Source organism: Methylobacterium sp. CM6244 (assembly GCF_054817885.1).
Map to the genome: position 1 here is coordinate 327,574 of NZ_CM139247.1, position 17,773 is coordinate 345,346.

Annotated in this window: 14 protein-coding genes and 4 pseudogenes; 9 read left to right on the forward strand and 9 right to left on the reverse strand. The window is 61.5% G+C overall.

The window, feature by feature from the left end; genetic code table 11:
- Positions 1-10: 10 nt before the first annotated feature.
- The 4 genes and pseudogenes from ACYQML_RS01515 to ACYQML_RS01530 all read left to right on the forward strand — a co-directional run bounded on the left by ACYQML_RS01515 (position 11) and on the right by ACYQML_RS01530 (position 4,318).
- A complete protein-coding gene (locus ACYQML_RS01515; RefSeq protein WP_461227868.1) occupies positions 11-1,423 on the forward strand; it encodes a cytochrome ubiquinol oxidase subunit I in 1,413 nt (470 codons plus the stop codon).
- Complete coding sequence (gene cydB, locus ACYQML_RS01520) at positions 1,420-2,412, forward strand: cytochrome d ubiquinol oxidase subunit II (RefSeq protein WP_461227867.1); 993 nt, start codon at positions 1,420-1,422, stop codon at positions 2,410-2,412. Before ACYQML_RS01515 ends, cydB begins: the two co-directional genes overlap by 4 nt.
- Before the next feature lie 79 nt (positions 2,413-2,491).
- Positions 2,492-3,355: pseudogene (locus ACYQML_RS01525) on the forward strand (alpha/beta fold hydrolase).
- 573 nt (positions 3,356-3,928) lie between these two features.
- Positions 3,929-4,318: a lyase family protein gene (locus ACYQML_RS01530; RefSeq protein ID WP_461234479.1), complete on the forward strand. Its 390-nt coding sequence runs from the start codon at positions 3,929-3,931 to the stop codon at positions 4,316-4,318.
- 198 nt (positions 4,319-4,516) lie between these two features.
- Here ACYQML_RS01530 and ACYQML_RS01535 read toward each other — a convergent pair whose 3' ends face one another.
- Genes ACYQML_RS01535 through ACYQML_RS01550 form a run of 4 tightly spaced genes read right to left on the reverse strand, consistent with a single transcriptional unit; the run spans position 4,517 to position 6,661 of the window.
- A complete protein-coding gene (locus tag ACYQML_RS01535; protein ID WP_461234480.1) occupies positions 4,517-4,768 on the reverse strand; it encodes an HlyD family secretion protein in 252 nt (83 codons plus the stop codon).
- 28 nt (positions 4,769-4,796) lie between these two features.
- A complete protein-coding gene (locus ACYQML_RS01540; RefSeq protein WP_461234481.1) occupies positions 4,797-5,432 on the reverse strand; it encodes an HlyD family secretion protein in 636 nt (211 codons plus the stop codon).
- A gap of 3 nt (positions 5,433-5,435) precedes the next feature.
- Positions 5,436-5,636 (reverse strand): DUF1656 domain-containing protein, encoded by a 201-nt coding sequence (locus tag ACYQML_RS01545; RefSeq protein ID WP_461234482.1) that lies wholly within the window; start codon positions 5,634-5,636, stop codon positions 5,436-5,438.
- A gap of 8 nt (positions 5,637-5,644) precedes the next feature.
- Positions 5,645-6,661: an FUSC family protein gene (locus tag ACYQML_RS01550; protein ID WP_461234483.1), complete on the reverse strand. Its 1,017-nt coding sequence runs from the start codon at positions 6,659-6,661 to the stop codon at positions 5,645-5,647.
- Positions 6,662-7,521: 860 nt separating this feature from the next.
- On the opposite strand from ACYQML_RS01550, the gene ACYQML_RS01555 reads away from it, so the two are divergent.
- Entirely contained in the window at positions 7,522-7,788 is a 267-nt protein-coding gene (locus ACYQML_RS01555; RefSeq protein ID WP_461227863.1) for a hypothetical protein, read from the forward strand.
- Between the two features lie 287 nt (positions 7,789-8,075).
- Here the strand turns inward: ACYQML_RS01555 and ACYQML_RS01560 are convergent.
- The 3 genes and pseudogenes from ACYQML_RS01560 to ACYQML_RS01570 form a co-directional block, all read right to left on the reverse strand.
- A pseudogene (locus ACYQML_RS01560) lies at positions 8,076-8,792 on the reverse strand (alpha/beta fold hydrolase); the annotation flags it as partial.
- Positions 8,793-8,904: 112 nt separating this feature from the next.
- Positions 8,905-9,213 (reverse strand): UBP-type zinc finger domain-containing protein, encoded by a 309-nt coding sequence (locus tag ACYQML_RS01565; protein WP_461234484.1) that lies wholly within the window; start codon positions 9,211-9,213, stop codon positions 8,905-8,907.
- 31 nt (positions 9,214-9,244) lie between these two features.
- Complete coding sequence (locus tag ACYQML_RS01570) at positions 9,245-11,533, reverse strand: FdhF/YdeP family oxidoreductase (protein WP_461234485.1); 2,289 nt, start codon at positions 11,531-11,533, stop codon at positions 9,245-9,247.
- A 668-nt stretch (positions 11,534-12,201) separates the two neighbouring features.
- On the opposite strand from ACYQML_RS01570, the gene dps reads away from it, so the two are divergent.
- The 4 genes and pseudogenes from dps to ACYQML_RS01590 all read left to right on the forward strand — a co-directional run bounded on the left by dps (position 12,202) and on the right by ACYQML_RS01590 (position 14,849).
- Complete coding sequence (gene dps, locus ACYQML_RS01575; protein ID WP_461234486.1) at positions 12,202-12,753, forward strand: DNA starvation/stationary phase protection protein Dps; 552 nt, start codon at positions 12,202-12,204, stop codon at positions 12,751-12,753.
- 208 nt (positions 12,754-12,961) lie between these two features.
- Positions 12,962-13,195, forward strand: a pseudogene (locus tag ACYQML_RS01580) (transposase); the annotation flags it as partial.
- An 80-nt stretch (positions 13,196-13,275) separates the two neighbouring features.
- Positions 13,276-14,370, forward strand: a pseudogene (locus tag ACYQML_RS01585) (IS3 family transposase).
- A gap of 281 nt (positions 14,371-14,651) precedes the next feature.
- A complete protein-coding gene (locus tag ACYQML_RS01590) occupies positions 14,652-14,849 on the forward strand; it encodes a hypothetical protein (protein WP_461234487.1) in 198 nt (65 codons plus the stop codon).
- Positions 14,850-15,003: 154 nt separating this feature from the next.
- On the opposite strand, the gene ACYQML_RS01595 is transcribed toward ACYQML_RS01590, so the two are convergent.
- Together ACYQML_RS01595 and ACYQML_RS01600 are read right to left on the reverse strand one after the other, a co-directional pair.
- On the reverse strand, positions 15,004-16,008 hold the full coding sequence (locus ACYQML_RS01595) for an HAD family hydrolase (RefSeq protein ID WP_461234488.1): 1,005 nt from the start codon (positions 16,006-16,008) through the stop codon (positions 15,004-15,006).
- A 66-nt stretch (positions 16,009-16,074) separates the two neighbouring features.
- Positions 16,075-17,685 (reverse strand): arylsulfatase, encoded by a 1,611-nt coding sequence (locus ACYQML_RS01600; protein ID WP_461234489.1) that lies wholly within the window; start codon positions 17,683-17,685, stop codon positions 16,075-16,077.
- Positions 17,686-17,773: the final 88 nt, after the last annotated feature.

Consider the following 17,773-nt stretch of genomic DNA (forward strand, 5'->3'; position numbering starts at 1 on the left):
GGGGGTGCTTGTGGACCTGACACCGCTGTTCCTGTCGCGAATCCAGTTCGCGTTCACGATCTCCTTCCACATCATCTTTCCGGCCTTCACCATCGGGCTTGCAGCGTGGCTCACCTATCTCGAGGCTTGCGGCCTCGTGACGGGTCGCGGCATTTATCGTCGCCTCTCGGATTTTTGGCTCAAGATTTTTGCCGTTGCCTTCGGGCTTGGAGTGGTCTCGGGCATCGTCATGGCCTTCCAGTTCGGCACCAACTGGAGCGAGCTGTCTCGGCGGACCGGGCCTATCCAGGGTCCGCTCCTCGGCTATGAGAGCTTTACCGCCTTCGCACTTGAGGCCGCATTCTTCGGCGTCCTTATGTTCGGACGCAATCGAGTGCCGCGCTGGGTCTACTTCGTCGCCTGCCTGATGGTGACGCTCGGGACTAGTCTCTCGTCGTTCTGGATCCTCGTCAACAACACTTGGATGCAGTGGCCGACCGGATACGCGATGGGATCGGACGGCGTATTCGTCCCTACGGACTGGTCGGCCATTATCTTTAACGAAGTTGTGTGGGTGCGCTTTCCGCACATGATGCTCGCGGCCTACGTGACCTCTGCCTTCTGCATCGCGGCGACGGGGGCCTGGTACATGTTGCGCGAACGCGGGGCTTACGAGGGCCGGGTTATGCTCACCATGGCCCTGCGGCTCGCCGCGATCCTTGTGCCGATCCAGATCGGCTTCGGGCATCTCACCGGCGACTACGTCCATGACAAGCAGCCCGCGAAATTCGCCGCCATTGAGGGGCGATGGGAGAACGAGCAGCCGGCCTCCGAGATCCTGATTGGCTGGCCGAACGACCGGACGGAGACGACGGACTACGCCCTGAAGATTCCGTACCTCGGCAGCCTCATCGGCTCGATGAGCCTCACCTCCAAGGAAGTTGGCCTCAAGAGCTTCCCAAAGGACCAACGCCCGCCCGTGCTGATCCCGTTCTTCGCCTTCCGGGTCATGGTCGGTTGCGGCCTCCTCATGCTCGGCATTGCTTGGCTCGGGTCGTGGCTCAGCTTGAGCGAGCGCATCCAGCGCGCCAGGCTGTTCCTCTGGGCCACGTTCCTCTCGTTTCCGCTTGGGTTCGTGGCGACCCTGACGGGCTGGTTCACTGCTGAGGTTGGACGCCAGCCTTGGGTCGTCTACGGCCAACTCCGTACGGCAGACGCTGTGACGCCGTTCCTGACGACGCCCCAAGTTGCCACCAGCCTCGCGGTGTTCGCCGCTGTCTACGCGCTCATCTTCGCCTTCGGCACCTACATCATCTATCGCCAGCTCCGCGCCGGACCGATCCCGACGGCCGTCTCGGGTGCCGGCACGAGCAATCCGAAACGTCCGCTCTCGATCCCCGGATCAAGCCCGGGCGTGCCACACGTGTTGGAGGCCGGCGAATGACACTCGTGGATTTCTGGGCGGGAGCGCTGGCGCTGTCTCTCCTTCTCTACGTCCTCCTCGACGGCTTCGATCTCGGCGTCGGCATGCTGTTTCCCTTCGCGGGCAATGAAGGCCGCCGCCGGCAGATGCTCGCCGCCATCGCCCCCGTTTGGGACGGCAACGAGACCTGGCTCGTGGTGGCGGCGGCGATCCTGTTTGGAGCCTTCCCAGCCGTCTACGCGCTCCTGCTTTCGGCCTTCTACCTGCCGCTCCTCGTAATGCTGGCTGGCCTGATCTTGCGCGGCGTCGCCTTCGAGTTCCGTTACAAGTCCGAACGCCTGCGGCCGGTCTGGGACGCAGGCTTCGTTGTCGGATCCTATGCCGCCGGGTTCATCCAAGGCACCGCCGTCGGCGCCATCGTCGAAGGGCTTGTGGTGGAGAATCAGCGCTATGCTGGCGGGCCCTTCGCCTGGGCCTCACCATTCGCATTGCTCTGCGGAGTCGGCCTGTGCATTGGCTACGCGCTGATCGGCGCATGTTGGCTCGCGGGAAAGGGTGCTGACGACGTTCGCGCCTTCAGCCGGCACATCCTGCCCCGCCTTATGGGGGCGCTCCTTGTGTTCCTTGTCGCGGCTTTCCTGCATGCCGCCATCCTCGACTTGGCGGTGATCCATCGCTGGGGCGAACGGCCGGTTCTGTTCCTGTTTCCGATGCTGGGTCTGGCCGCCTTCGCCACCATGGCGCTCGGCCTGCGTAGAGGAGCCGATCGGCTGCTGTTTTCCGCCGGCGCCGTCATCTTCCTCGCGGCCTTTGCCACGCTGGCGCTTTCCTTCCTGCCATACATGGTTCCCTTCACGATCAAGATCACCGAGGCGGCAGCGCCTGAATCGTCCCTACGCTTCTTATTTTGGGGTGCCGGCCTCTTCGTCCTACCTCTAACCCTCGCCTACACCGCCGCCGTGTATTTTATCTTCCGCGGTCGGGTACGTCCCGATAAAGAACTGTATTAATCCAGGTTTGACTTTATAATTGATCGTTTATTACTCGCCTCTCCGATCTGCTTCTCGAGCAATGAGAGTATTAATTGTGATGGTCACAGTCCATCATCATACGGTATACGCCAACGGCATAAGGCAGCATTTTCTCGAGGCAGGAGCGGGTCCCCCTGTCGTGCTGCTCCATGGATTTCCGGAGACGAGCTACGCTTGGCGCCATCAAATTCCGGTTCTTGCCGAGCATTTTCGAATCATCGCGCCCGACCTGCGAGGATACGGAGAAACGGAGAAGCCCGCGTCAGGTTACGATAAGCGTAACATGGCTCTGGATCTTGTGAAGCTTCTCGACTCGCTTAGCATCGAGCAGATTGCGCTGGTCGGACACGATTGAGGCGCCCGTGTTGCGACGCGGTTCGCCAAGGATCATCCGGCGCGCGTTGCGCGGCTGGTCGTTATGGACAACGTGCCAACTCGGATCGTAGCACGCAGCATGAATGCGCAAATCGCGCGAGCATATTGGTTCTTCGCATTCCACCTCGTTCCGGACCTCCCGGAAGCGCTGATCGCCGGTCGTGAGCATATCTGGCTTCGACACTTCTTCTCGGACTGGTGCTTCAATCCGCATACAATCACAGGGAAAGATTTCGAAGCCTATGTGGCAGCCTATCGTGCGCCCGGAGCGGTGCGCGGGTCGATGGCGGATTACCGAGCCAACGCTGAGGATAATGCTCAGGACGAGATGGATGCAGCCGTCAAGATCGGCTGCCCGGTCTTATCCCTTTGGGGCGCCGATTTTGGAGCCGTTGGTAAGATGTTCGACATGGCAGCGGTCTGGGCTGAGATGGCCCACGATATTCGTGCCGTCGCGATCGAACATTGCGGTCACCTTCCACACGAAGAGCAGCCGGCTGAAGTCAACCGCTTATTGCTTGATTTTCTTAAGGACTGGCAGGGCTGACCTAGATCCGCAGCTTTGCTGCATGCTGGCCTCATCTAAAGTAAGAAAATCGCAGAAAGACGACTCGCTCCATAGGTATCTACGTACGCATTCGAATTAAAAAACATTGAAAAATAATAATGTTATACAATATAATTATATTATTTTTGTTCTTCGTAATAATACTACAATTATAGTATATAAATACGGATTTTTATGAGGAATGGTGACGGTAATCAGGGAACCCGAAATCGCAACGATGCAGTGCTTCCTGTTTGGAATGTCGGTCACCGAAATCCGCCAGTAATTTGATTCGATGGGGTAGGTCGAGGTTCCAGCTGACTGCTACCGGAGAGCGTAGACCGAGCGCTCGCTCCAACATCGCGACATCGGCGGCGACTGGATGCCGGGAACGGTCTACCAAGCCTACGGCATCGTCAAGAAAGCAAGCGCTCTGGTGAATGCCGAGGTGGGCCGCTTTCCAGCCTGGAAGCGAGCGCGATTATGCGCGCCGCCGACGAGACCATCGCGGAGCTTCTCAACGCGAATTTTCTGTTGTTTGTCTGGCAGACAGGGGCCGGCACCTAAGCCAACATGAACGTCAACGAAGTGATCTCGAACCAGGCGATCCAATGGCTCGGTGGGGAACTTGGAAGTCAGTATCCGATCAGCCCCAACGACGACGTCAACATGGGCGAATCTTCCAACGGCATCTTCCCAACCGCAATGTGCATCACACCGGTAGCGGCCATCGACAAATTTGTCCCGCCGCAGGTGACGCGGTTCGCCAAATGCCTCCACCGCGGCGTTCATCGCCCTCGAAGGGTTGGAACGCTGCTTTGCCGAATAGCTTGCCGCCGGTGCATGGCTGCCCGCCCTCACGCGGATGATCCCGAACTGCAGCATCTACCTAATGGCGGATGCCGATGCCTGCCGGGCACCGGTGCGGAGACGGCGTCTCTCCTGAAGGTCAAGAACGTCTGAGGCCGGATCCGTTTGATCTAAGTGGATACGGTCTTCTGAGCCAGCGTGGCGTATGAGCCAAAGCGCCATCCCGCATCCCAAAGGGAACTTACGGAAGTCGTACAAATAGCTCGCCGCATCCGCCGTGATGATCGTGGCGGTGGAGGCTGTCTCCCTGTGGCAGTGGTCCGGTGCCTCGGCCATCGCCGTCCGACGGCATCAGGGTGTCGGCCTGTCCGTCGCCCCGGGTCTACGAATATCGACCGTTGCGGTCATGCCGGCGGCAAGATGTACGCCTTCCGGCATGCGCTCGATCCGAATCCGAACTGGGATGCGTTGGGCGAGCCGTACCCAGGTAAAGATGGGATTGACGTTGGGCAGGCCAGCCACGCCGGGAGCGGCGTTCGGATCCATGATGCCGCGGGCGAGGCTCTCTACACGCCCATCGATGACGCGATCCAAATAGCCCATGAGAACGATCCGAGCGGGCGCGCCGACGCTAATCGCCCGCAGTCTGCGTCTCCTCGAAATAGCCCGCGATCCAGTAAGTGTCCGAGTCGACCAAGGTCATGATGGCTTGTCCCGCGGTGGCGTAGGTGCCGGCCTGGAGAAGGAGGTTGCTCACATAGCCGTTGACCGGGGAGCGGATCTCGGCGCGGTCGAGATTAACTCTGGCATGGTCGAGATTGGCGGAGGCGGACTCGGCGCTCGCTGCGGCTGCCTCCGCCTTGCTCTGGTAGGTCTCGCGATCTTCCGCAGTCACTGCGAGGTCGCTCAGCCGGTTTCGACGATCCGCCTCGGCGCGGCTGTTCACCGCCTGGGCAGTGGCCTCGCGAAGCGCTGCCTCGGCGCGACGCACCGCGATCCGATAGTCGCGATCATCGATCCGGAATAGGACGTCGCCTTTGCGTACGGCCTGGTTGTCCGCGACAAGAACAGCCGTCACCCGGCCGGACACTTCAGGTGCCACCTGTGCGGTGTAGACCCGCACGGTGCCGTCCCGGGTCCAGGGCGTGTCGAAATAGTAGCTCCAGGCCGCCCAGGCGAAGAGGCCGGACAGGGCGACCACCGCCGCGACGGCGAAGAGCCCGAAGGCCGTGGGCACGGCGGGGACGGGTTTGTCGGGCGATCCCATGGATCAGTTCCGTCTGAGCAGGAGGACGAGGCCGGACAGCAGCGTCGTGAACAACGCAAGCTCAAGCAGGGCACCGCGCGCCGGCAGCGCGGCGGGATTGATCCGCCGCAACACGGCGATCATGGCCCAGGTGCCCGCGACCGCCATGGGCAGGCAGAGCGCGAAGGGTGAGATGAGCACCCCCATCACGTCGATCTCACGCATTGGCAGAATCACCGGGACAATCTCCAAACGCGCTCGGGCAGGATTACGTCATAGGCCGCTGCGCCGAAGGCGAGGCCAGCAAAGATCGCAAAGCTCTCGTTTAGAGAAGCGGCGAGGTCGTATTGCATCGGGTTGAGCGGCTCGACGGCGATAAGGAAGGAGAGGTTGTAGCCGAGGGCCGGGCCTGTGGAGCGCGGATCGGTCATCCCCACCGCGCCGATTAAGAGGAAGGGAAATAGGATTGCCGCCAGGAGCCCGAAGGAGGATGGCGCAGTAAGGAGTTCGTAGCGCACGAGAAGGCCGACGGCCTGGCCGATAATGACCCCGCCAAGATAGGCCCGCGCGCGGCGATCTGCGTCTGGCATGGTCGAGAAGATCACGGCGGTAACGCCCGCGAAGGTGACAAAGATGCCGCCAGACGGCCAGGCGGTGGCGATCCAGATCGCCCAGCCCGCGCCCACCACTAGGACCGCGCGGACCGCGTTGGCGAGGACCTCCGGCTCGCCCGGTGCAGGTCCCGGCGGAAAGGCCGGTCCGGGGCGCGGCCCTTCCAGGCTCTCGGCCAGGGCACTGGCGGCGTAGACTCCGCCGACGCCGATCATGATGGCGACGCCGCGCATCAGCGCCGTCTCGAAGATGTCGAGCGGCGCCGATGCGCTCAAAGCCACGACGAGGGCGGCAGTGAGGCTCGACAGGGCGGCCCCGTAGGAGGCGAGCCCCGGAAGGCGACCGCCTATGTAGGAATTGAGCCCGCACCAGAGGGCCAGGAACAAGCCCATGGCCACGGGCTGCTGCGCCAGCAGGGCCACCGCCGCCACGCCTGCGACGAGCCCGAGCATCGTCCCTCCGATCCGCCACAGGCCCTTGAGACCGACCTGTCCGCGAGTGGGTAGCGCTAGCGACATCACCGTCCAAGCCGCCCAGCGGGGGTTGTCGAGTTGGAGCCACATGGCCAGCCATAGGACCGCCAGAGCGGTCAGCGCAGTCCGGATACCGAAGACGCAGCCGGTGCCGTTCAGGGACATCGGCACGGACCATCGGGTGCCTGACAAGCGGCGCAGCTGTCGGGAAGTGGGCTTACGCCGGCATGAGACATCTCCTGCCTTCGAGGTGAGCGCGATGTCTTCGGATGAGCCATCAGATCTTCCCGTCGCCAAGGCCGAATTCGTCGCCGTGGCATGCGACATGATCGGTATCGCCTACGAGCTGTGCAAATTCAGCGACATTGCCGGTCGAATTCTTTACCGGCGTTGCCGCGCATTGGACGATTCGACCATTTCCCAGGCGGATTTCAAATCCTGTCCGATTTGTACAAGAAATCGGACTGGAGCACGGATAGATCTCAGGTCGCGCCGTTCTGAGATCAGGAGACGGGAAAGGTGGAGCGTTGCTGGACCACGATGCCCCTCGCGGTCACCCTGGTCGTTCTGCTCTGGCCGGGGCGCTTGGGCGCAACGCCGCCAGGTGTTTGCGGGGCCCGCATCGTTCGGATGCAGGATCGGATCGACGGCGCCCTCGCTCGTCACGCGGCCAAGGGGCCGTCCGCCCCGGAAAGCCGTTCGGCGACGCGTAGCCATCAGCCGACGCCGGCCTCGATCGCCGCAGCAGAAAGCCGGTACGGCGCATGGGATGGCGGCGAGAGCGCCCTCGGCGCCCTTGCGCGGGCCCGCCAGGCTTCGGAAGAAGGGAACGTTGCCCTGTGCCGTCTCGCTCTAAAGCGAGCCGAACGAGAGCTTAGGCGTATGCCTTGAGTCCCGGGGTCCATCCCTGGGCAGAACAGTATGTCCCGTTCGCTGCGGCTCCTTCCCCATCGCACGGATTCGGTGGGCGGTCGCAGACAACATCCGGCCCCGTGTTCAACCAACCATCAACTCGGAGATGACAGATGAAAACGATTCAAGCCTTGGCTTTAACGACGCTGGTGACGCTCTCGGCCCCCGCGATGGCAGAGACCAGCACACAACAGCCGAATGATCGCCGAGTCGAACTGGCTCAGATGGATAGCCCGGGGGACGGACTGGATGCTGATTCCGCGTCTCAGGGCAACGGACGGCCGAGGGGCGTGACAACAGCGAACCCTTCCCGCAGCAAAGCCATGACGCCGGTGAAAAAGAGCAGCGCCAAACGCCATCGCAACTCTCGGCGCCGCTGACTCCATCCGGTTGCGAGGCCTGCGCGGACATTCAGCGCGGGCCTCGCACAATCCGCTCTTCTCCGTCCGGCAACGCCAATATCGATAAAACCTCAGTGAACTCGGTTTGGCCGTGCTCACTGAGGTTTCGCGTCGGCACTACATGATCTTTCATTTACCTCCATCGTCGTCATCGGAGGTCGCTCGGGAAACCATTCTCGGCGCCCATCAAGGTCTCCGGGACGCACCCGGGCCGCGCGGTCGCCGCAACACAAGCCATCGTGCGGCGCCCGCGGGACAGGCCGATCTCAGCCCTTCCCGAAGGCGAGGAGATCTGGGTTGAGGACATCGGAGTGGACGGTAAGCATGCCGTGTAGGAACCCTGGATAGGTCTTGAGCGTGCCGTGAGCCAGAAGATTGATCGATTTGTACGCCGCGGCGCCGATCGGAACGATTTGGTCGTCCTCGCCATGCACGACCAAGGTCGGGACCGTAATGGCCCGGAGATCCGCGGTCTGGTCGGTTTCGGAGAAGGCCTTGATGCCCTCATAACGGGCCTTGGTGCTGCCGATCATCCCCTGGCGCCACCAATTTTGGATCACGCCGGGCTGGACCGTCGCGCCGTCGCGGTTGAAGCCGTAAAAGGGTCCGCTGGCGACGTCGAGAAAGAACTGCGCACGGTTTGCGGCAGTGGCCGTACGGAAACTGTCGAACACCTCGATCGGCAGGCCCTCGGGATTGGCCTCCGTCTTGACCATCAACGGCGGTACCGCCGAGACCAGCACCGCCTTGGCCACCCGTCCGGCAGGCTGGCCGTGCTTGGCGACGGAGCGGGCGACCTCGTCACCGCCGGTGGAATGACCGATATGCACGGCGTTGCGCAGGTCCAGCGCCTCGCTCACCGCGAAGGCGTCGGTGGCGTAGTGTTTCATGTCGTGGCCGCCACCGACCTGCACCGAGCGTCCATGGCCGCGACGGTCTCTCGCCACGACGCGGTAGCCGTGCTGCAAAAAGAACAACATCTGCAGGACTAATCGGCTTGACGATTTACGCCGCTTCTTGGACGAGCACGCCATCCAAGAAGGAACGCCGGACTGCCTGCGTGAGCTAAGCAAACATTTCGTACAGGCATGGCGCTCAGTAATAGCGCGGGATCGGCCCTACCTGTGGCGTGGTGTCGTCGCCGAGATCTAGCATGACCTCGTCGACGTAGCACCAGCCCCATCCCTCGGGAGGATCGTAGCCTTCGATGATCGGGTGGCCTGTCGTTCGGAAATGCGCAGTGGCGTGTCGGTGCGGAGATTGATCGCAGCATCCTACATGGCCGCAGGTCCGGCACAGCCGCAGGTGCACCCATGCGCTGCCGATCCGCAGGCATTCCTCGCACCCCTTGGCACTCGGGTGGACGTGACGGATCGCATTAGCATGCGTGCAGATGGGTGACATTCGGGACCTCGAGGCAGAACGATGGGACCACTCAATCGGGGGTGGAGCGGACGAGACGAACCGGAACAGCTTTGGCGGAGGGCGTTCCGCTGACCGGGTCGTGAGCGTAGAGCGGCAGAAGCGCATTGGTCTCTGGGTAATAGGCACCGCAGCACCCGGCCGGGAGCGCGTAGAGCACGACGGTGAAGCCTCGGACGCATCGCTCGATTCCGTCGGAGGATAATGTGACCAGATCGACCCGGTCTCCCGCTTCCAGATTCCGGACGGCCATCTCCGTCGCGTTGAGGAAGACGACGTCGCGCTGGCCATAGACCCCGCGATAGCGGTCGGACAGCGAGTAGAGGGTCGTGTTGTATTGGTCGTGACTGCGCATTGTCGTGAGCCAGAGCCCGTCCGGCGCGTCGAACGGCAGGTCTTCCGTGAGACCGGGCGTCACCAGGAAGTTCGCCCGCCCGGTGGACGTAGCCCAGATCCGTTCGCGTGCGGAATTGGTGAGATGGAAGCCGCCGGGCTGCCGGACGCGAGCATTGTAGCCTCGGAACGCTGGAAAAATCGCTTCGATCTCGTCACGTATCAGGTCGTAATGCCCGGCGAGGGCCTCCCATTCGACCTTGATGCGGTTGCCGAGGGTTGCTCGGGCCATGCCCGCAACGATGGCGGGCTCGCTGCGCAAATCACTTGAGGCGGGTTCGTTGCGCCCCGCTGAGGCATGAACCATCGACATGGAATCCTCGACCGTGACGGATTGCGGTCCGGTCGCCTGTCTGTCGATCTCAGTCCGCCCGAGGCACGGAAGGATGAGGGCGTCGCGTCCGTGGACGAGGTGTCCGCGATTGAGCTTCGTGGAGATCTGGACGGTGAGATCCAGCCTACGGATCGCATCGTGGGTACGCCCGTGATCCGGGATTGCCCCGGCGAAGTTGCCGCCCAGGCCGACGAACACCTTGACGTCCCCGCAGAGCATGGCCTCCAGCACGGAGACGACGTTGTGCCCCGGCTGCGATGGGGGCGTGAACCCGTAGCGCTCCGCAAGCCGGGCCAGAAACTCAGGCGTCGGGATTTCCGTGATCCCGACGGTGCGGTCGCCTTGCACGTTCGAGTGCCCCCGAACCGGGCAGATCCCGGCGCCGGGCTGGCCGACATTGCCTCTCATCAGGGCGAGGTTGGCAATCTGCTGGACATTATGAGCACCGTTGCGGTGCTGGGTGATGCCCATGCCGTAGACGAGGATGGCGCGATCGGCCTTCGCATATACATCGGCCGCAGTGCGAATGTCGGTGCGCGTCAGACCCGACCGGGCCTCGATCTTGGTCCAGGCCGTGGCACGAAGGTCGGCCGCCAACTCGTCGAAAGCGTGCGTGTGCCCAGCGATGAAATCCCAATCGAGGACGGCAGCCAGGTCTGCGGTCCGCGCCGCGTCGTCTGCCTCGATCAGGGCCTTCATCATTCCCTTCAGAACCGCGACGTCACCTCCAACGCGCAGTTGGTAGAGGGCCTTGCTGATCGGCGTGGATCCGAGGGTCAGCATCTCCACCGGCGATTGTGGGGCCTGGAACCGCTCCAGGGCCCGCTCACGGAATGGGTTGAATGAGATGATGCTGGCACCCCGGCGTGAAGCGTCGCGCAGACTTGTCAGCATGCGGGGCGAATTAGTGCCGGGGTTCTGTCCGAAGATGAAAATCGCATCTGCGAGATCGAAATCCTCTAGCAGGCACGTACCCTTTCCGACCCCGATCGATGCCGGTAGACCAACACTTGTTGGTTCGTGGCACATATTCGAGCAATCCGGAAAGTTGTTGGTGCCGAACCCGCGTACGAAGAGTTGATATAAAAAAGCCGCCTCGTTCGAAGTTCGGCCTGAAGTGTAAAATGCTGCCTCGTTCGGACTATCCAGTTTGTTTAGACGTTCTGCGATGATATTGAATGCCTCATCCCAAGCGATAGGGACATATCGGTCGGATAAACAATCGTAGCGCATTGGATGTGTTAATCGACCTTGCATTTCAAGGTCGTAATCATTCCATGTTGCAAGCTCAGTGACAGTATGTGCGGCAAAGAAATCCGGCGTGCAGCGCCGCGCCGTTGCCTCCCAAGCAACAGCCTTCGCACCGTTCTCGCAAAATTCGAAGGACGAAGTGTGCTTTGGATCGGGCCATGCGCAACCTGGGCAATCGAAGCCGGCCGGCTGGTTCATCTGCAACAGCGTTTTGGAGCCTTTAAAAGGCGTCCGCTGCGCGATCAGTGCCTCACCCGTTGCCTTGAGTGCGCCCCATCCGCCAGCAGCTGCTCGATAGGGTCGGATTGTCTTGGTCGTGCTCATGAGCTCGCCTCTCTTCTATCGGCGAGTTCATCAGATCGTAGCCCTGAATTCTTGTTCTTATCCATGGCGAATTGCAGGATTGAGCTCTTGCATCAGCTTGCCTCCCGAAATGTCGCTTCTCATTGGGGTTGATGGATCAAGCTGGTCCAACATGCTCGGGTGCGCCGGTGGCGTCTCTGCGCTTATCTGACACCTCCGTTCTTGTTTGCACGATGGCAAGGTGGTCGGCGGAACGTAAGCCGTGGGTGACCTGGGTCTTGAACAGGCCGTTGATCGTGTCGGCCCAGGCGCTGTAATAGCTATCGTCGACGGATGGCTTGGGCTCACGGCTGCCTCGGCCAACTGCTCTGTGTAGCGCAGCGCAAGGTATTGCGAGCCCCTTTCGCAGTGGTGCATATGCTCCCGCCCTGTACGGGATGACGCTTGTTCAGGATGTGCTCCAAAGCATTAAGTATGTAGGTGGCATGGGTGGTTCGGTGCCGCCTCCCAAGCTTGATGATCGGGCGTTGCGTACGGAGCTCATGATGAACCGTACATCCGCTAGTTGCAGTGTACGAGGGCCAAGTTTACCCGTTGCCCTTCAAGACGTGCGGCACCGGCTCACGTTAAACTCATCGCGCGGCGAGAAGCCGATTTCAGCCATCCGCCAATACCACAAGGAACTTCTCATGGCGAACACGAACTCCACCACAGGGCAGCGGCTCCACGAGACCCAGAACAACACGAAATCGAACGCAAAGAAGGTCTCGACCGAGGCGCTCAATGCGCGACTTTCGGACGGAATCGATCTGGCCTTAGCGGTCAAGCAGGCGCATTGGAACTTGAAGGGTCCGCAGTTCATCGGCGTTCACCTGATGCTAGATGGGTTCCGCGACGAGCTGGACGATTACAACGACAAGGTGGCCGAGCGTATCACTCAGCTCGGCGGTACGGCGCGTGGCACCGCAGCTGCTGTGGTAGCGGCCTCACAACTGGCCCCCTATCCCCTCGACGCCTACGCGATTGCCGACCACCTCGCGGCGCTGATTGACCGCTACGCAGTCTATGCGAACGCTGTCCGCCAAAATATTGAAGACACCGACGAGGCGGGCGATGCCGGCACGGCCGATCTCTTCACCGAGGTCTCGCGCGGCGTAGATAAACAGCTGTGGTTCCTCGAAGCTCACGTACAAGAGCCGACAGGCAGGATGCGCGACGGCGACCTCGCTGGGAAGCGCTGATCGCGATTCGGCCCTATAAATTAAGGGGAGGCGCGTTTGTCTGGCGCCTCCCCTCCAAAATTTACCTTTTGACGCACCGATTTTGTTAAAATTCGCCTAACGCGGCTGGGCTTCATAGATTTAAGAAGCAAGTGATGTGGGAAGCGGCGAAATAAGAAAGCTAGATGCTGTTATAGATTTGAGCGGTCTGGGATCCAGACGAGGAGGCATGACCTCTTCGCGGCAAGCCTACCCGTCCGATGTTTCCGATGATGAATGGGCGCTGGTCGTGCCGTACCTGACGCTGCTGCGCTAGGATGCGGGGCAGCGTGAGGCTTCGCTTCGCGAGGCGTTCAACGGGTTACGCTACGTGGTGAAGACGGGGGCACCCTGGCGGTGGATGCCCGACGACCTCCCACCCTGGGAGGCTGTCTACCAGCAGGCGCAGCGATGGCTGGCGGCAGGTGACCCTGACCCAGCAAACTGGTCCGCGCTGAACGCAAGTTTTTCGGGCATCCTGAACCCTGAAGGAGGGTGGATGCCATGCCTCGCAAGCGTTTCACGAACAAACAGATCGCCTTCGCCCTGCGGCAGGCGGAGAACGGCGCGACGGTGGACGAGGTCTGCCGGAAGATGGGTTTCTCTGAGCCGACGTTCTACCGCTGGAAGAAGTAGTTCGTCGGTATGGGTGTGCCGGAGATCCGGCGGCTGAAGCAGTTGGAAGATGAGAACAGCAAGCTGAAACGACTGGTGGCCGACCTGACGCTGGACCGCTCGATGCTTCAGGACGTGCTCAAGCGAAAGTGGTGAGGCCCGCCGCTCGCCGCGAGGTCGCCTGCCACCTCTAGGTGGTCTACGGCATCAGCGAGCGGCGGGCCTGTCTGGCTACCGGCTTCGGCCGTTCGTCCCAGCGCTAGAGGAAGCGCTCGGACCCTCAGGTCGCACTGCGCATGCGGCGTTGGCCGCCGTGCGGGTGCTTTACGGCTACCGGCGTCTACACATCCTGCTGCGACGGGAGGGCTGGAAGGTGAACCACAAGCGCACCTACCGGATCTACCGCGACGGGGGACTGTCGATCCGGGCCAAGCTGCCTAAGCGCAAGCGAGCTTGGCGCTATCGCCAGGGGCGACCGGCGATCGCCAGCCCCAACGAGGTCTGGGCCATGGACTTCATGTCCGACCGCATCTTCGACGGACGTCCGTTCCGGATCTTGACCGTCGTCGATTGCCACATGCGAGAGGCGCTCTCGCTCACACCGAGAGCCAACTTCCGCGCATACCAGGTAACTGAGGCGCTCGACGCTTTGGTCAGGCCGCGAGGTCGACCGAAAAGTCTACGGGTAGACAACGGACCTGAGTTTGCCGGTCGCATGCTCGACCAAAGGGCCTACCTGAACGGGGTCAAGATCGACTTCTCCCGACCGGGCAAGCCGACCGACAACGCCTACATCGAGTCGTTCAACGGCCGTCTGGGGGCGGAATGCCTGAACGCTTCGTGGTTCCTGTCGCTGGCTGATGCCCGCGAGCGCATCGAGGACTGGAGGTGCCACTACAACGAAGATCGACCCCACACGGCCCTGGGCGGCTTGCCCCCCGAGCCTTCGCCAACCAAGCTGTCACAGCCCGAGAACTTGCATAGGCCGTGGACCACAAAGCGGGTCAACTCCAACGTTCCACACCATCATACCTAAGGGAGGACCACTTTTCAGTGGGCAGGCCAGTCCATCGCGCATGAGCGCCGATCAAAATCCCAAGATATACCGGGGTACGACAGGAGGGGGATACAGGCTCCTGGGCGCCCAAATTGCTCTGCTGTGACGAACGCCGGTCTTGCCATCAGTCATGACGGAGGGATGATTTGTTCCGTACGAAGCACCATATGCGAGATAAGCTTGGTTAGAGGGCATTGTTTCGTACGACATGATCAATGTGCTGACGGATCCGACCACGCGCACGTATTCTGGTCTCTCTGAGGCCTACGACTTTTTCAACGAGCGACTGTTCTCCGCCAAGCTGCCGCCGTGTCTCATTACGATGCAGCGGAAGAGTAAGACCTATGGCTTTTTCGCCGGCCGCCGCTTCGGTATCAGCCGGCGCTTACCGCAATCGATTTGCTGACTAACGGCAAGCGCGGGTCTGGGGGACGATTCCGTCAGCGCGTGTCCTCCGCGCGAGCGGACGTACCCTCACACTCCAGATAAAGACGTATCGACAGCACATCTGAACATTGCCCGGCAGAATCGTAGCGCAGTCTATTGGCAGCCTCTGGTGCCTATCTCTCAAGAGCCTCGAAGGGGAAAACCCGCTTCCAGTCCCGCTTCATATCCACCACCGTCCATTGGTTCGCCGTGGCGGCGTCTAAGGCCTTGTCTAGGCGACCGAAGGGCGAGTTGCGATCATAGGCGTACTCACGTTCCGCGTCTGTGTGGTGGACGATCACCCCGAGTCGGACGCCTCCAGCCATCGTCGTCCACTGCAGCATCTCAAGATCCCCATCGGAATTGCCGAACGCAGCGAGTGGACGTCGTCCGATGTGCTCGTTGATGCCGACGGGCTTGCCCGCCTTGTCATCGACGAAGTTGACCTGGGGCAGGCGGAACAGGACTGGTCTTCCGGCACGCATCTCGAACGACGTTTTGATCGACGAGCCCACGACCTGTTCGGGCGGAATGCCATAGACCCGTTCCACCCACGGCCGCATGAACTCGATACCACCACCAGACACGATGAAGGTCTTGAAGCCATTGGCTCGAAGGTAGGCCAGCAACTCGACCATAGGTTGGTAGACGAGGTCGGTGTAGGGCCGTTGGAACCGCGGATGGCGCGCGATGGCGAGCCAGTCGGTCACGATAGTTTCGAATTCGGCCGTACTCATGCCGGCGTGGGTTGCCATGATGACTTCGCTTGCCCCGCGCTCGCCCAATTCGGCGAAGGTCTTCATGTCTCCCTCAAGAACCGCCTTGAAGGGCTGCGTCTCCGTCCACTCTGGATGCAGCGGCGCCAGCGCCTTCACTCGTTCGAACGCGAATGCGAGTTGGAAATACATTGGGTGCTCGGCCCACAAGGTCCCGTCATTGTCGAACGTCGCGATCCGCTCGGGGACCGCGGTGAAGTCCGGCGAGCCTTGGCATGTGACGTCGCTTACGAACGAGACGATTGCCAGCTTGGCTGGCCCGTCGTTCCAGGAGGGCAATGGATCGGTTTGAGCAGAAGCTGACGAGAATTGCGCGGCCACAAACAGCAAGGCCCAGAGGCAGGATAGTCGCGTGGTCATCATGATCTTCCTCGCTTTAGACAAACGGGCGCCTACGAAAAGGCGCCCGTCCCAAGCGTCATCAAGCCGTCATTGGCCTCCGTGCATCGGCAGACTGATCCCCTCCTTGGAGAGCATATCTCGGACCGATTGCAGCCGCTCGTATTGTGAGATCGTGACAGGGCCGGTGTAGACCTCGCTTTGCAGCTTACGCGGAGGATACTGCGCGTAGGTCTTCATCAGCCCCTTCACCGCCTCGCTCATGGTGACCATTGTCCAAGTGCGTTCGGTGTAGTTGTTCATGAAGATGTCGTAACGCTCCTGCGGGTCTTGCCAGAGATCGAAGATCTGCGGGATTGTCGCGACGTATTTACTCGCGCCCTTCCAGCCCAGGTTGGTATCGACAGCCAGACCTCCGGTTGTTGCACCGTTATCGCCGCGAAGGTTGAACACGGCTTTGTAGTTGCCGACACGGACCGCGCCCGGGGTCAGTTCATCCTCGGTGAAGAAAAACCACGATTTCCGCTCCGACTTACCCGTCCCGAGCAGCACCGGTGACATGTCATAGCTGTCGAAGGTCATCGGCTGACCCTCGCGGTCTTTCTCTGGCAGCTTCAAGCCGGAGACGGACGCGAACGTGGCCATGAGGTCGAGACCGCCGACAATGTCGTGGTTCTTGCTGCCCGGCTTGATCTTGCCCGGCCAAACCGCGATCGCCGGTACGCGGTTGCCGCCCTCGCGAACGGTGCCCTTGGTGCCGCGGAAGGGGGTGTAGCCGGCGTCGGGATACACATCCTGCCAGGCGCCATTGTCGGTCGTGTAGAAGACGAGCGTGTTCTTATCGAGCCCAAGCGAGCGCAGCTTGTCCATGATGCGGCCGATACGAGTGTCGAGTTCCACCACCGAGTCGGCATACTTGGTCTTGGAGAGCGATTTGTGCTCGAACTCCGGGGCCGGCATGTTCGGTTGATGCACCTTCATGAAATTGACGTTGATGTAAAAAGGCGTGCTCGCCTTCGCAGCTTCGTCGAGGAAGCTCAGCGCCGCCTTCTCCACGTAGCTGTCGAAGAAGGGCACGCCGACGACGCCCTCCTTGCCGTCCAGCACGGGCGTGTTCACGTACTGGCCGTTGATCTTGAACTCCTCGGTCACCGTCCCGCCGGCATTCCCCGACAGCGCCCCCCTGGTGACCTTCTGGAACATGGCTCGAAGCTCGGGGTCCATGTCGGGGAACCAGGTCGGGTCGGCGTAGGTGTAGGCGTTGAGGTGGTAGAGGCCGCAATACTTCATCACGTCGTAGCCCTGGGCGTTGGGCAACGCGTAGTCCGCCTCGCCGAGGTGCCACTTGCCGGTGAAGTAGGTCTTGTAGCCGCCCTGCTTCAGCATTGAACCGAGCGTCCATTCGGCCGCAGGCAGGCCACCGCCCTGACCCTGGAACGCGACCGTGGTCATGCCACTGCGGTTGGGGATGCGCCCGGTCTGCATCGCGGCGCGCCCCGGGGTGCAGCTGGGCTGGGCGTAGAAGGCGAAGAAGGTCAGCCCGTCATCGGCGAGGCGGTCGATGTTCGGCGTCGGCATGCCACGCCCCTGTCCACCGCCATAAGGTCCGAGGTCGCCATAGCCGGTGTCGTCTGAGACGATGAGAAGGATGTTGGGCTTCTGTTGCTGCGGCGCCTGGGCGAAGGTCGGCACCGCCGGCATCGTCGTGATCAAGGCCGTCGCCCCGATCAGCGCCGCCCTCATGGACCGCTTGCGGTTTCGGCCTACGGTACCCGGCGTAAATGCTTTG